This window comes from Streptomyces sp. P9(2023) (genome assembly GCF_032436795.1).
In the GTDB taxonomy this organism is placed as follows: Bacteria; Actinomycetota; Actinomycetes; order Streptomycetales; family Streptomycetaceae; genus Streptomyces.
The window spans coordinates 174,840-188,044 of record NZ_JAUPWM010000010.1 but is presented as its reverse complement, the minus strand read 5'-3'; the positions used below and the strand labels follow the sequence as shown (position 1 = coordinate 188,044).

Annotated in this window: 11 protein-coding genes; 4 read left to right on the top strand and 7 right to left on the bottom strand. The window is 72.4% G+C overall.

Annotated elements, in window-relative coordinates; all coding sequences use genetic code 11:
- Positions 1-51: 51 nt before the first annotated feature.
- Entirely contained in the window at positions 52-1,542 is a 1,491-nt protein-coding gene (locus Q5762_RS17235; protein ID WP_315892996.1) for an ABC transporter permease, read from the bottom strand.
- A 312-nt stretch (positions 1,543-1,854) separates the two neighbouring features.
- Positions 1,855-3,063 (bottom strand): ROK family transcriptional regulator, encoded by a 1,209-nt coding sequence (locus Q5762_RS17230; RefSeq protein ID WP_315892995.1) that lies wholly within the window; start codon positions 3,061-3,063, stop codon positions 1,855-1,857.
- 180 nt (positions 3,064-3,243) lie between these two features.
- On the opposite strand from Q5762_RS17230, the gene Q5762_RS17225 reads away from it, so the two are divergent.
- Together Q5762_RS17225 and Q5762_RS17220 are read left to right on the top strand one after the other, a co-directional pair.
- Positions 3,244-3,807 (top strand): helix-turn-helix domain-containing protein, encoded by a 564-nt coding sequence (locus Q5762_RS17225; RefSeq protein WP_315892994.1) that lies wholly within the window; start codon positions 3,244-3,246, stop codon positions 3,805-3,807.
- A complete protein-coding gene (locus Q5762_RS17220; protein WP_315892993.1) occupies positions 3,804-4,739 on the top strand; it encodes a ketopantoate reductase family protein in 936 nt (311 codons plus the stop codon). The genes Q5762_RS17225 and Q5762_RS17220 overlap by 4 nt, the downstream gene beginning before the upstream one ends.
- Here Q5762_RS17220 and Q5762_RS17215 read toward each other — a convergent pair.
- Positions 4,729-5,301, bottom strand: coding sequence for an antibiotic biosynthesis monooxygenase (locus Q5762_RS17215; protein ID WP_315892992.1), 573 nt, complete (start codon positions 5,299-5,301; stop codon positions 4,729-4,731). The genes Q5762_RS17220 and Q5762_RS17215 overlap by 11 nt on opposite strands.
- Positions 5,302-5,439: 138 nt before the next feature.
- The gene (locus tag Q5762_RS17210; RefSeq protein ID WP_315892991.1) at positions 5,440-7,257 is read right to left on the bottom strand and encodes an ABC transporter ATP-binding protein; all 1,818 of its coding nucleotides are present in this window, start codon (positions 7,255-7,257) and stop codon (positions 5,440-5,442) included.
- Positions 7,258-7,753: 496 nt separating this feature from the next.
- On the opposite strand from Q5762_RS17210, the gene Q5762_RS17205 reads away from it, so the two are divergent.
- Positions 7,754-7,978 (top strand): hypothetical protein, encoded by a 225-nt coding sequence (locus Q5762_RS17205; protein WP_315892990.1) that lies wholly within the window; start codon positions 7,754-7,756, stop codon positions 7,976-7,978.
- Here Q5762_RS17205 and Q5762_RS17200 read toward each other — a convergent pair.
- The gene (locus Q5762_RS17200; protein WP_315892989.1) at positions 7,962-8,645 is read right to left on the bottom strand and encodes a beta-glucanase; all 684 of its coding nucleotides are present in this window, start codon (positions 8,643-8,645) and stop codon (positions 7,962-7,964) included. The genes Q5762_RS17205 and Q5762_RS17200 overlap by 17 nt on opposite strands.
- Before the next feature lie 108 nt (positions 8,646-8,753).
- Positions 8,754-9,818 (bottom strand): mechanosensitive ion channel domain-containing protein, encoded by a 1,065-nt coding sequence (locus tag Q5762_RS17195; protein WP_315892988.1) that lies wholly within the window; start codon positions 9,816-9,818, stop codon positions 8,754-8,756.
- Positions 9,819-10,179: 361 nt separating this feature from the next.
- Here Q5762_RS17195 and Q5762_RS17190 point away from each other — a divergent pair, with 361 nt between their 5' ends.
- On the top strand, positions 10,180-12,210 hold the full coding sequence (locus Q5762_RS17190) for a sigma-70 family RNA polymerase sigma factor (protein ID WP_315892987.1): 2,031 nt from the start codon (positions 10,180-10,182) through the stop codon (positions 12,208-12,210).
- A gap of 351 nt (positions 12,211-12,561) precedes the next feature.
- On the opposite strand, the gene Q5762_RS17185 is transcribed toward Q5762_RS17190, so the two are convergent.
- Complete coding sequence (locus tag Q5762_RS17185) at positions 12,562-13,116, bottom strand: hypothetical protein (RefSeq protein ID WP_315892986.1); 555 nt, start codon at positions 13,114-13,116, stop codon at positions 12,562-12,564.
- Positions 13,117-13,205 lie beyond the last annotated feature (89 nt).

The window sequence follows — 13,205 nt, the reverse complement described above, 5'->3', positions numbered from 1 at the left end:
TACGTGAAGGGGTTCGGGCTGCCGGCGCGGCCTGCGCTGCCGGCGTGGCGGCTACTCGACGCGGCGCAGCGCGTCCGCCGGGCGCAGGCGCGAGGCGCGCCAGGCGCCGAAGCCGCCCGCCACGAGTCCGCCGCCGAGGGCGAGGAGGACGGCGAGGCCGACGGTCGTGACGCTGACGGGCGCGGTGAGGGCGATGTCGAGGGTGTTGCCGCCCGCGGCGCCGTCGCGGACCGCGCTCATGCCGGGGCCTCCGAGCATCCGCGCGCCACCGGCGCCGCCGCCGGTCAGCGCGCCGGAGCCGAGCTCTGCGGTGAGGGTGGGGCTGACGGCGGTGACGAGGTACGCGCCGGCGAGACCGACGGCGATGCCGAGGGCGCCCCCGATGAGGCCGTTGACGAGGGCCTCGCCCATGACCTGGCGGGTGACCCGGCCGCTCTTCCAGCCGAGCGCCTTGAGGGTGCCGAACTCGCGGACCCGGCGGCTGACGGCGGAGGAGGTGAGCAGACCGGCGACGAGGACGGCGGCGACCAGGACCGCGTACGAGAGCCACTTGCCCACGTTGGTGGCCAGGTTGGCGGCGGTGTCGAGGGAACCCGAGACGGTCTCGGCGAGGTCGGCGGAGGTGGTGACGGTGGTGCCGGTGACGTTCTTCTGGATGGCGGACTTGACGGCCTCGATCTGTGTCGAGTCGGCCGCCTGGACGTAGACGGTGGTGATCTTGTCCTTGGAGTCGGAGAGCGTCTGCGCCTGCTTGAGCGGCAGATAGACCTGGGCGGCGGCCTGGCCGCTGTCGGCGGTGGCGATGCCGATGACCTCGAACTTCACCCCCTTGACGGTGAGGGTCTCGCCGACGTCGAGGCCTTCCTGTTTGGCGTAGGCGCTGTCGACGACGACCGCCTTGGCGTCGGTCTCGGTGCTCTTGAAGGTGCGGCCCTTGGAGATGGTGGAGGTGGTGAGGGGGCCGAGGTCGGGGGCGGTGACGTCGGTGCCGTAGAGGCTGAAGGAGTTGACGTCGAAGGCGGCGCCACCGCCCTCGACGCGGCCGCTGCCGCCGGTGTTGCCGCCGCCGTTGCCGCCGTTGCCGCCGCCCGTGCCGCCGGGCTGGGCGGGCTGGACCTGCTTGAACTCGCCGCGCTTGAACTCGCCGTCGATCTTGAGGTTGGTGAGGCTGAGGCCGCCGACGGCCTGGGCGACGCCCGTCTGCTTCGCGACGGTGGCGACGGTCGAGGTGGGCAGGGTCTGGAACCCCTGGACCATCAGCCGGTCGCTGCTCTGCTCCTCGCCGTCCTCGTTGGCGTCGAACTGGAACCGCGGCCGCTGCGCCTGCTCACCGGCCTCGGGCTCCTCGCGGGCCTTGGTGACGGTCAGATCGGTGCCGAGCCCGTAGAGGGACTCCAGGACCTGGGTCTGGGCCTGCTTCATACCGGAGGACACGGAGTTGACGACGATGACCAACGCGATCCCGAGCGCAAGCCCGGAGGCGACGACGAGCGCCGCCTTTCTGCGACGGCGCAGCTCGCGCCGGAGGTAGGTGAAGAACATGTGCGCGAAGCTAGGGGCGCGCCGTGATGGCTCGATAAGGCCGGCGTGAGAGTGGGATGAGAGTGGGGCGCGGCGCGGCCGGGGGCGGGGCGCGCGGGCGGCGCGGCCGCACGGGCGCACGGCCGCGGGTGGGGGCGGAGGCTGGCCGCGGAGGTCAGGAGGCCGGCGGTGGACCGGACAAGGGGCCGCGGTGGTCGGGGATTCGGTGGTGTGGGCGCGGTTCCGGGCTGGGGGGGGCGCCTCGGTCGTCGGCTCGCCGGTCGCCGCTCGCCCGAGGCCGTGCCGCGTCCCGGCCGTCGGACGGACGGGCGCTCAGGTCGCGTACGCGAGAGGGTCCGTCAGGACCTGGCGGATGACGAACGCGGCCGCGCCGCGGGACGCCGGGGTGGCGGGGGACGCGGCGCGGAGGCGGCCCGCGGCCGGGGTCCAGAGGCCGGACACCACGCGGCGGGCGAGCTCCGCGTCGACGGCGGGGCCGAGCCGGGCCATCAGCCGGGGGTAGATCCCGCCCAGGACGACGGCCTCGGGGTCGAGCAGGTTCACCGCGCCGGACAGCGCGAGGCCCAGCATCCGGCCCGCCTCCTCGACGGCGGCCACCGCCCTCGGCTCCCCCGCGTCGGCGGCGCGCGCCAGCAACTCCACCCCGGCCGCTCCCGCCGCCCGCAGCAGCGCCGACTGGCCCGCGTACTGCTCAAGGCAGCCCCGCGAACCGCACCGGCACAGGGGCCCGTCGGCGTCCACCGGCAGGTGGCCGATCTCGCCGGCGAAGCCGTGGGCGCCGCGCAGCAGCTCGCCGTCCACGACGATCGCGCCGCCCACGCCGATCTCGCCCGTGAGATACAGGAAGCTCCGTACGTCCCCCAGCGCGCCGAACCAGAGTTCCGCCAGCGCCGCCGCGTTCGCCTCGTTGTCGGAGGTGACCGGAAGCTCGGGCTCCGCCACCCGCAGCGCCGTGAGCGCCTCGCCGAAAAGACGGTCGGCCGGCACCCGGTTCCAGCCGAGGTTCGGGGCCTGGTGGACGGTTCCGTACGAGACGAGACCGGGCAGCGCGAGCCGTACCCCCGCCGGACGCAACTCCCGTTCCGCCGCGCCGCGCAGGGCCCGCGCCGCGATTCCAGCGGCGCGCGCGAGGACCTCGTCCGGCTCGGCCGCCCGGTTGTCGAGAGGTTCGGTGACCCTGAACCGGTCCGCCCCGGCGAGGTCCACGACGCACGCCGACACGTAGTCCACGTTGACCTCGACGCCGAGCCCGGCCGGACCCGTGTCCGCCGGCTTCAGCACCGTCCCGGGCCGGCCCGCCTGGCCGCTGAAGGTCTTGCCCGACTCGACCAGGAAGCCCTGGTCCAGGAGCTGTTCGACGAGGGAGGAGACGGCGGCGCGGGTCAGCCCGACGCGCGCCGCGACCGCCGCGCGGGTCGTCTCCCCGGCCTGGTGGACGGTCCGCAGGACGAGGCTGAGATTGTGCCGCCGCACGCTCGCCTTGTCGGCCTTGGGCTCCCGGGTCGGTGGAGTCGTCTTCATCGTCGCCGAGCCTAATCCCCCACCCCCTCTTCTCCCTCCTATCCCTCTCCTCCCTCTTCCCAGACCTCTCCTCCCTACATCCCTCCTCCCTACATCCCTCCTCCCTACATCCCTCCTCCCTGCATCCCTCCTCCCGCAAGAGAGTTCAACCAACGAACTCTCTGCGCTACTGTCTGCCCCATGCCCCTCCCCCGCGACTACGGCGGTCAGGCCTGCGCCCTCTCCCGCTCCATGGAGGTCGTCGGTGAACGCTGGACCCTGCTGATCGTGCGGGACGCCTTCTTCGGGGTCCGCCGCTTCGGCGAGTTCGCCGGCCATCTCCGTCTGCCCCGCGCCGTCCTCACCGACCGGCTCGCCACCCTCACCGCGGCGGACGTCCTCACCCGGCTGCCCGGCACGGGCCGCCGCGAGGTCTACGCCCTGACCGCCAAGGGCGTCGCGCTCTGGCCCGCCGTCCGCGCGCTCACCTCCTGGGGCGACGAGTTCTACGGGACGGGCGGCGGCCCGCGCCGCGTGTTCCGCCATGCCGACGACGACGCGCCGATCGACGGGGACGGCAGCTGTACGGGCTGCGGGGCCGCCGTCCCGGTCGGCGACATCCTCGTGGCGCCCGGCCCCGGGCTCGCCCCCGCCGCCGAGGACGACGATCCGGTGACGGCTGCACTCGCCCGCCCGCACCGGCTGCTCCGCCCCCTGCTCGTACCGTCCACCACCCCACGCTCCCCGAGAGGTCCGCACTCATGAAGATCCTGGTCGTCGGCGCCGGAGCCACCGGAGGCTATTTCGGGGCCCTGCTGGCCCGTTCCGGACAGGACGTCACGTTCCTGGTCCGTCCGCGGCGCGCCGCCGCCCTGCGCGAGCGCTGCCTGCGGGTCGTCGGCAAGGGCGAGGAGTGGTCCGTCGAGCCCCGGCTCGTCACGGCCGACGCGCTGACCGCTCCGTACGATCTCGTGCTCCTGTCGGTGAAGTCCACCGCCCTGGAGCAGGCGATCGAGGACGTCGCCCCGGCCGTCGGCCCGGACACGGCGATCGTGCCGCTGCTCAACGGGCTCGCCCATGTCGACGCCCTGAACGCCCGCTTCGGCGCCACGCCGGTCCTCGGCGGGGTCGCCAAGGTGGTCACCACCCTCGACGACGCCGGGGACATCGTCCGTCTCGCGCCGCTCGCCCATCTGACGATCGGCGAGCAGGACGGGACCCCCTCCGCCCGCGTGGAGAAGATCCGCTCCGTCCTTACGGAGGCCGGGATCGACGTCCTGGTGCCCGCGGACGTCATGACCGCCATGTGGCACAAGTGGGTCTTCATCACCACCTTCGGCGCGGTGACGAGCCTGATGCGCGGCACGGTCGGCGAGGTCAACGCCATCGCGGGCGGAGCCGAGCTGGGCCCGGCCGTCCTCGCCGAGGCGGCGGCGGTGTCGGCCGCGGCGGGCCATCCCGTACCGGAGGCGGAACGGACGGCGACGCTGGGCATCGTCACCGCGAACGGGTCGCCCATGGTGCCCTCGCTGTACCGGGACCTGGTCGCCGGACGCCCGACGGAGGTCGAGCACCTCTTCGGCGACCTGGTGGCACGCGCGCGTGCCCTGTCGGTGCCCACTCCGCTGCTCGACCTGGCCACCCTCCACCTCCGTGTCCACCAGGCACGGGCCGGCGGAGCTCCCGTCAGCGGCTGAGCCAGCCCCGCAGCAGCCGGCTCACGGCCGGCATCGCCACGTATGTCATCAGGACGTTGAAGACGCAGGCGATGACCGCGCTGCTCAGCACGAGGGGCAGCGCGGTCAGCCGGGGCACGAGGACATAGCTGCCGAGCAGGGAGATCGGATAGATCGCGAGCGTCGCGCTGATCGCCATCTTCCAGCGCGGCGGCGCGGGCCGCGTCGAGCCCGGCTTGGCGAACCAGGTCTCCATGCCGGTCAGCTTCCGCCGGGCGATCTCGGTGTGGTGGTGGCCCTCGACGTCGGCGAACCAGGCCGCGCGCTCCGGCGACTCCTGCCAGGTCCGGCAGGCATCCGCGTCCCGGAACCGGTGGACCAGGAACCAGGGGGCGTCGCCGCCGGACGAGCGGAAGAAGCCGTATCCGAGGTGACCGGGGAAGGCGGCGGCGCTTTCGAGAATGCCCTTGGCCCACCGCTCGAAGGCGGCTTCGTAGCCGGGCTCCACCCGGCGGGCTATCAGCAGGGTCACCTCGCCGGTGTCGGCGGGGACGGTGGCGTGCTCAAGACTCACCGCGGTCACTGGTACTCCTCGTGATCACGCCGCGCCCGACCACACTGTACGCGGCGCCGAGACCCGGCCGGGCGGGGCGGCCGCCCGGGAGTGCGGGGGCCCGCGAGATCCGCATCCCCTACCCCCCCGTACCCCCCACCCCCAGCCTCAGTTCACCTCCACCCCCACGGGACCGTCGTCCAGGAAGCCGCCCGACTGGTGCTGCCACAGCTTCGCGTAGGCGCCGCCCGTGGCGAGCAGCTCCTGGTGGGAGCCCTGCTCGATGATCTGCCCGCGGTCGAGGACGATGAGGCGGTCCATGGTGGCGACCGTGCTCAGCCGGTGCGCCACGACGAGTGCCGTCCGTCCCTCCATCAGCCGCCACAGCGCGTCCTGCACGAGGATCTCGCTCTCCGAGTCCAGGGCGCTGGTGGCCTCGTCGAGCAGCAGGATGGGCGCGTCCCGCAGGATCGCCCGGGCGAGGGCGACCCGCTGGCGCTGGCCGCCGGACAGCTTCACCCCGCGCTCGCCCACCATGGTGTCGAAGCCGTCCGGCAGCGCGTCGGCGAACTCGGTGACGTGCGCGGCCTCGGCGGCGCGCCGGATCTCGGCCTCGGTGGCGTCCGGCCGGGCGAAGGCGATGTTGTCGCGGAGCGTGCGGTGGAACATGGACGGGTCCTGCGGTACGTACGCGATCTGGCTGCGCAGGTCGGCCTGGCGCAGCAGGCTGATGTCCTGTCCGCCGATCAGGATCCGGCCGTCGTCGATGTCGGTCATCCGGAGCAACAGCCGGGTGAGAGAGGTCTTGCCCCCGCCGGACCTGCCGACCAGGCCGAACCTCGCCCCGCTGGGCACTGCGAGGTCGAGGCCCTTGAAGAGCGGCTCGGCGCCCGCGTGGGAGAAGGTCACCCGCTCGAAGCGCACGTCGGCGGCCCGGGCGAGCAGCGGTTCTGGGGTCGGTGGGTCGACCACGGTGGGTGGTTCCAGCAGCAGTTCGGTGAACTGCGCGGCCTCCGTCATGGAGCTTTCCAGCCGCCGGTAGATCTGGTTGAACTCGAACATGATCCGGGTGGCGTGGGCGTAGTAGGTGAACGCGACGATGACCGCCTCCACACCGAGCTCTCCCGCGCCGAGCGTGAGCGCGAGCAGCAGTCCGAGGACGTTGGTGAGGACGGACATCGGCGCGACGAGGGTGTCGATGCGCAGGTTGCCGTAGTCCCACGAACGGAGGGTGAGGCGCCGCGACTCCGCGACGCGCGACCGGTGTTCGGCGGCCTCCCGGTCCTCGGCGGCGAAGGACCGGACGGTGTCCATGTTCATCAGGCTGTCGGCGACATGGCCGGAGACGCGGGCGATGGCCTGCTCGCGCTCGGCGACGAGCGCCTGCCGGCGCCGGATGAGCGGGGCCACGACGAGCCCCGTGATCGCGATCAACGTGAGCAGGCCGACGACGAGCAGCGGGTCGTACTGCCAGAGCACCACCGAGGCGAACGTCAGCGGTACGAGGCTGCCCATGACCGAGAACGTCAGCGTGTCGACGAACTCCTCGAAGCGGGAGGCGAAGCTGAGGACGCGTTTGGTCAGCGATCCGGCGAAGTTGTCGTGGAAGAACGCGGTGTCCTTGGCGAAGAGTTCACCCATTCCGACGACGTACAGGTGCTCGATGCCCCGGGCGTCGAGGCGGTTCAGGCAGTGCAGACCGATGCGCCACAGCACCTCGGAGAGCAGCAGGACGCCTGCGAAGCCGAGGACGTACGGCAGCATCGGGCCGATGCCGGTGGCGCCTTCGCCGCCGGCGATCCGGCCGACGAGCTTGGCGACGATCAGCGGCGCGATGTAATGAATGCCGACGTTGCCGAGGGCCGGCATCAGCATCGCCGGCACGGTCATCTGGCGGAGACGGGCCAGTTCCCGTCCGTAGTAGCGGAGTGCGAGGAGTACGGAGCCCCTGCTCGGGGCGCCTTCGGGAGATTGCGGAGATCCCATCCCAACCCTGTGCTTTCGTAACGAAAGGTGAGCTGAGCGAGTCTCCCGCGTCGCGGAGCGCGGGGTCCAAGCGTTTTTCCGCCGCACCCGTCACGGCAGCCCCTGCCGCCCCATCCGGCGCGCAGAGGGCTGTCGAGAACAAGCCGTCGCTCCTCTTGCCCGGGGCGGACGGCATGGACGACGATCTGCTCTGAAAACCGAACACTTCGGGGGGCTTGAATGGAATTCCTGCTGGGCGGATTGATAACGGTGCTGGGAGTCGGTCGACGGCATCGGCCAGGACCCGAACGTCTTCATAGGCCCCGCGGAGGAGTACGTCCACGAGTTCACACCCAAGGACTTCACCGAGGTCCCGCCGGACGGGGAGGGTCGGTGCATCGCCGACCGGCACGCGGACCGCATCCGCGAGGCCTTCGGCGGCGAGGGCACGACCAGCGCCGAGGCTCTGCGCAGCAGGCTGGTGGCGCTGGACTACCCGGCGTCACGCATCCACGCCATGCCCGCGCAGGGCGGCTCGCCTCGTGTCCGGCATGACCTGCGGATCGGATCCCAGACGACCCTGGAGATCGTCGGCACCTCCAGCGCCCTGATCATCGAGCCCTTCGGCGCGCTGGCCATCGCGGACCTGGACATCACGAAGAGCGCGCGAAACGAGTCCTGGCGCTCCGTCATCGTGACCAGTCACGAGCCCGGCCCGCCGCGTGTCACCCGCCCGGTCTGAACACGCGCAACTCGCCCACCTCGTACGACATCTCGCTCGTCCCCGCATCCGGCGCGGGGTGGTAACGGCCCGCACAGACCGAGAGGTTGACGATCAGGTAGGCGTGCCAGGACGATCCGACCCCGCGCCCGTCGGCGAACACCTCCTCGTCGTCCAGCCACCACACCACCGACCGCGCCCCGAACTCGGTCCGCAGACGTATCCACCCGCCGGGCCGCACCGAGGGAGAGCGGTGGTAGAGGTGGGTGCCGCGCACGCGGTTCGAGAGTTCGAGCAGGTCAGGGTTGTCGGGGTGGTACTCGAAGACGTCGACCTCCTGCCCGCCGTCACGCCAGGTCCAGATCGCGGGCCAGGCCCCGGTCTCCTCCGGGAGCCGCACCCGCGCCTCCAACACGTCCCCCGCGCGCACCTCGAACCCCTCCGGGCTGCCCTCCGTCGTCAACAGTCCGGTGTCCCACCGCCCGTCGCGCCGACGGGTCGCGCGGAAGACCCCGGAGCGGCTGTAGGAGGGGTCCTCCACCAGGTGGTCCAGCTTGTTGTCCGCCGGATTGACCGGCCCCCCGTCGGGATACGCCCACGAGTGGCCGGCGAGCCACTGTTCGCGCGAGTCGAAGTCCGCGGTGAAGACAGGTTCGGAGGCGGAGGCCGGAGGCCCGGGCGGCGCCATGGCGACTCCTCGGATCGAGAAGGGAACGGGAACGGAACGGGAACGAGCAGGAAGTGCTTGCCTTCGATTCCTGCCCTCAGGACCCGCCGCCATGCACCGACAGTTACTTCATGTCGAGAACTCGTCACTATGTGTAGGACCAGACGCCGGCCCGGTGACGATGCGCGGGAGCGCCTGAGGGTGCTCGCGGGCGAGCCAGCCGACGAGTTCCTCCCGTACGGCACAGCGCGTGGCCCACAGGTCGTCGGCGTCCCGTGCGGTGACCAGCGCGCGGACCGTGATCCCCGTGGGTGAGGTGTCCGTGACGACCAGGTCCCAGCCCCGGCGGTCCCACGTCGGGCAGGTCTCCAGGAACTCCCGCAGGTGTGCGCGCATCAGCGCGACCGGAGTCGAATGGTCGCAGTGCACGAAGACCGTACCGGTGATCTCCGCACCGCCGCGCGACCAGTTCTCGAACGGACGGGAGGTGAAGTAGGAGACGGGCAACGTGACCCGGCGCTCGTCCCAGGTCCGTACCGCGAGGAAGGTGAGCGTCACCTCCTCCACGATCCCCCACTCACCCTCGACCACCACGGTGTCACCGATGCGCACCATGTCGCCGAACGCGATCTGGAAGCCGGCGAAGAGATTCCCGAGCGTCGACTGCGCCGCGACACCCGCCACGATGCCGATGATCCCGGCCGACGCGAGCAAGGACGTGCCGAGGGTACGGAAGGACGGGAAGGTCACCAGGGCCACGGCCGTGGCGATCACCCCGACCGCGACGGCCACCCCGCGCATGATGAGCGTGACCTGCGTACGGACCCGGCGCACCCGGGCCGGGTCGCGGGACCGGCCGGCGTAGCGCGCGTACGACGACTCCACGACGGCCGAGGCCACCCGTACCGCCAGCCAGGCGCCGCCGCCGATCAGGCACAGCAGCAGGACGTGGGCGACCGCCACCCGGTGCTCCCGTACCGGCGCCCAGTCCACCGCGCCGAGCGTCCCCCTCAGCAGGGCGGTCGCCAGGACTGCGTACAGCGGTGCGCGGCACCGGCGCAGCAGACCCCAGAGCGGCGTCTCGGGATGGCGGGCGTCCGCGTGCCGCAGCAACAGGTCGGCCACCCGCCCGACGGCGAACGTCACGAGCGCCGAACCGCCGAGCACGAGCGCAAGTCGAAGAAGGCTTTCCATAGCTCCCCAGTCGATGAGTCGTGCGTGTCTACAGGACCGCTTCTCTCGCCTCACCGGCAATCCGCTCGGCAAACCCCGAGCGCTCCCTCGACGGCAGCGGGCGGCGAGCGGCAGCCGCGAGGATGGGTTCGATTCGGCCGAGTTCAGGACCGTTCGACCTCTGCCCATATCGCGACCGACACGGTGATACCGGGACAACAAGGCGCGAATTTCCTTGGCGTAGGCTCCTGGGCTTCGGGCGGGACCGCACCCGAAAACGTGTCGCGGATTTCTCGGCGTTTCCTGTTATCCGGGAGATGCCCCGCGGTCTCCCAACTGCCGGGCATCGACAACAGGCGGGACAGGCACAGTGAATCAGGGCATGGGAACACAGCACGGTACGGAGCTGGTGAGGGCCGCGCAGTACGGGGACCTCTGGGCGCAGGACCAGCTCGTCTCCGCCTATCTGCCCCTCGTGTACAACATCGTGGGCCGGGCCCTGAACGGCCACCACGACGTCGACGACGTCGTCCAGGAGACGATGCTGCGGGCGCTCGACGGGCTCGGCAGCCTGCGCGCCCCGGACAGTTTCCGGTCCTGGCTCGTCGCGATCACCATGAACGGGATCCGCGGTCACTGGCACAGGCAGCAGTCCCACCCGCTCACGGGCGTCCTCGACGACGCCCGTGACCTCGCCCATCCCGGCGCGGACTTCGTTGACCTGACTCTGATCAGGCTCCACCTGTCCGGGCAGCGCCGCGAGACCGCCGAGGCGACCCGCTGGATGGAGCCGGACGACAGCGCGCTGCTGTCGCTGTGGTGGCTGGAGTGCGCCGGCGAGCTGACCCGCTACGAGGTGGCGGCAGCCCTGGAGCTGTCCCCGCAGCACACCGCGGTCCGGGTGCAGCGCATGAAGGCGCAGCTCGACGCCGCCCGCGTCGTCGTACGCGCCCTGGCGGAGAACCCGCTCTGCCCCACCCTCCGGTCCGAGCTGGGCACGTGGGACGGCCGCCCCTCCGCCCTCTGGCGCAAGCGCATAGCCCGCCACGCCCGCGACTGCGCGCACTGCGCAGGCCTGTGGAGCAACCTCGTCCCCGCCGAGGGGCTGCTGGCCGGTCTGCTCCTGGTGCCCCCGTCGGCGCTGCTGCTGAACTCGGTACGGGAGAGCGCCGGCTTCGGACTCGCGGCGGCGCAGCAGTACGGCTACGAGGCCGCGTACGGGGCGTCGGAGCCGTACGGGGCGACGGGAACGTACGAGATGCCTGTCGCGTACGGGACGCCTGGACCGTACGAGACGCACGGTGCGTACGAGACGCACGGTGCGTACGAGACGACGGAGCCGTACGGGATACCGGGGCCGTACGACGGATCGGCACCGTACGGGATACCCGGGCCGTACGAGCCGACAGCGCCGTACGGCACACCCACGCAGGAACCGACACCGATGGCACCGTACGGGGCGGACTGGCAGGGCGAGCCGGTCGGACCGTACGAGCCCCTCACGTCCGACGCGCCCCTCGCGTCCGACGGGCCCCCGACCACCGTCAGCCCGGCCCCGGCCCCGGCCCCGGTGGGCGGCCGCGGCTCGCGGAGTGCGCGGAGGCGGCGGGAGCAGGAACGGCGACGCGGTCGTCGCAGGGCGGCGGCCGTCGCGGCCGGTATGGCGGTCGTCGCGGTCACGGGCGGGTCCTTCTACCTCAGCAACGGACCCGACGGGGACGGCGACGTGGAGGCGAACCGTGCCGCGGCTCCCGGGCCGGACCTGCCCCTCGCCCAGGAGCCGACCACCCTCCTGGAGACGCCCTCGCCCTCGGCGTCGACATCGGCCGGTGCGACCGCGACCCCGTCCGCCCGCCCCAGCCGCACCGCGCGGGCCGAGCCCTCGAAGACGGCGGCCCCCCGCACCTCGTCACCGGCGCCCAGGCCGAAGGTCACCCGCGGCTCCGGCTCGGGCTCGAACCCTGGCTCGGAGGCGGGCTCAGGCTCCGGCTCGAACCCGGGGTCGGACGCCGGTTCGCAGGGCGGGTCCGGCACGGGCTCCACCGCCGACCAGGTGATCAGTCTGGTCAACGCCGAGCGGGCCAAGGCGGGATGTGGCCCCGTGACCGCGAACGGCCAGCTGACGAGGGCCGCGCAGGGGCACTCCGACGACATGGCCGCGCGGGACTACTTCGACCACACCAACCCCGACGGCGAGGGCCCGGGCGAGCGCGTCACGGCCACGGGGTACCCCTGGTCGACGTACGGCGAGAACCTCGCCATGGGGCAGACCAGCGCGGAGCAGGTGATGCAGTCCTGGATGAACAGCCCGGGCCACCGCGCCAACATCCTCAACTGCTCCTTCAAGGAGATCGGAGTCGGCATCCACGACAACGGCGGTCCTTACTGGACCCAGGTCTTCGGCGCACGCTGAAGCTGACGGGGTCCTTGCCGGCGAGGGCGACCAGGGCTGCGGGGACGTCCTCCACGGCCCCAACTCCTCGCGCGCTGCCGGGGGACCGGACCGAAGGGCGTCGCTGAACCGCCCGGCGGCCACGGACTGCGCCACGCGCTGGACATCTCCGCCGAAGGCCGCCGCGTGCTGCACGCCGTCGTCTCCCGCAGGGCCCGGGTGACGCGCTGACGCCCCGGCGGACTCCGACGGACAGCCCGAGCGGGTCGGTCCGTCACAACCGGCGCTGCGTTCGCCCCGGCCAGCATGCGGCCCGGCCCGGACCGGACCCACCGACACAAGCTACGGGCGCCGGCCCGCTCCCGGTGACGGTCAGTTCTCCGCGACAGGCAGCGCGCCCGCGCAGGTCGCGCGGCCGAACTTGCCCGAAGCGGTGGCGAGTTGCACGTGCTCGCCGCGGATCGCGAGGGTGCAGACCGCGCGGCCGCCCTCCTCGCCGAGGGTGATGGCCACGGTCGGCTCCTGGCCGAGCGGGACCTGGACCGCCGCGCGCCACGGCAGTCGAGCGTCCCGGACCACGGTCGCCGTGCCCGACCCGCCGGGGGCCAGGTACGAGATCTCGACCCGCCCCTCTCCCGTGACCTCGTACGTCACCTCGACCGTCGGCACCGCACGGGGCTTCGGCTTCTCCTCCGTGTTCACCAGGCCGTAGCCCACCAGGCCGCCGCAGGCGAGCAGCAGAGCCGCGCCGATGGCGCGTCCGGCCCGCCCCCCGCCCCCAGCGGACCCGCCGCCCCTCCTGCCCGACCTGGCAGGCGCGCCGGACCCGCCCCCGGCCGCCTCCACCCCGGCGCCGTCCTCGACAACCCCCGCCCCGGGGCCCTCCTTCGTCGACTCCTCGGCCTGCGTGGATTCCTTGGATTGCATGAAAAGGCCCCGGCTTTCGGTGCGTTCGACGAATCGACTGACAGTGAACCGGGCGGTTATACACCACACCGAACGCGCCGCGCGAGCGT

Bases quoted from the DNA above. Each gene is read 5' to 3' on its own strand.
- Q5762_RS17235 (WP_315892996.1), bottom strand. From the start codon at position 1,542: ATGTTCTTCACCTACCTCCGGCGCGAGCTGCGCCGTCGCAGAAAGGCG.
- Q5762_RS17230 (WP_315892995.1), bottom strand. From the start codon at position 3,063: ATGAAGACGACTCCACCGACCCGGGAGCCCAAGGCCGACAAGGCGAGC.
- Q5762_RS17225 (WP_315892994.1), top strand. From the start codon at position 3,244: ATGCCCCTCCCCCGCGACTACGGCGGTCAGGCCTGCGCCCTCTCCCGC.
- Q5762_RS17220 (WP_315892993.1), top strand. From the start codon at position 3,804: ATGAAGATCCTGGTCGTCGGCGCCGGAGCCACCGGAGGCTATTTCGGG.
- Q5762_RS17210 (WP_315892991.1), bottom strand. From the start codon at position 7,257: ATGGGATCTCCGCAATCTCCCGAAGGCGCCCCGAGCAGGGGCTCCGTA.
- Q5762_RS17205 (WP_315892990.1), top strand. From the start codon at position 7,754: ATGCCCGCGCAGGGCGGCTCGCCTCGTGTCCGGCATGACCTGCGGATC.
- Q5762_RS17200 (WP_315892989.1), bottom strand. From the start codon at position 8,645: ATGGCGCCGCCCGGGCCTCCGGCCTCCGCCTCCGAACCTGTCTTCACC.
- Q5762_RS17195 (WP_315892988.1), bottom strand. From the start codon at position 9,818: ATGGAAAGCCTTCTTCGACTTGCGCTCGTGCTCGGCGGTTCGGCGCTC.
- Q5762_RS17190 (WP_315892987.1), top strand. From the start codon at position 10,180: ATGGGAACACAGCACGGTACGGAGCTGGTGAGGGCCGCGCAGTACGGG.
- Q5762_RS17185 (WP_315892986.1), bottom strand. From the start codon at position 13,116: ATGCAATCCAAGGAATCCACGCAGGCCGAGGAGTCGACGAAGGAGGGC.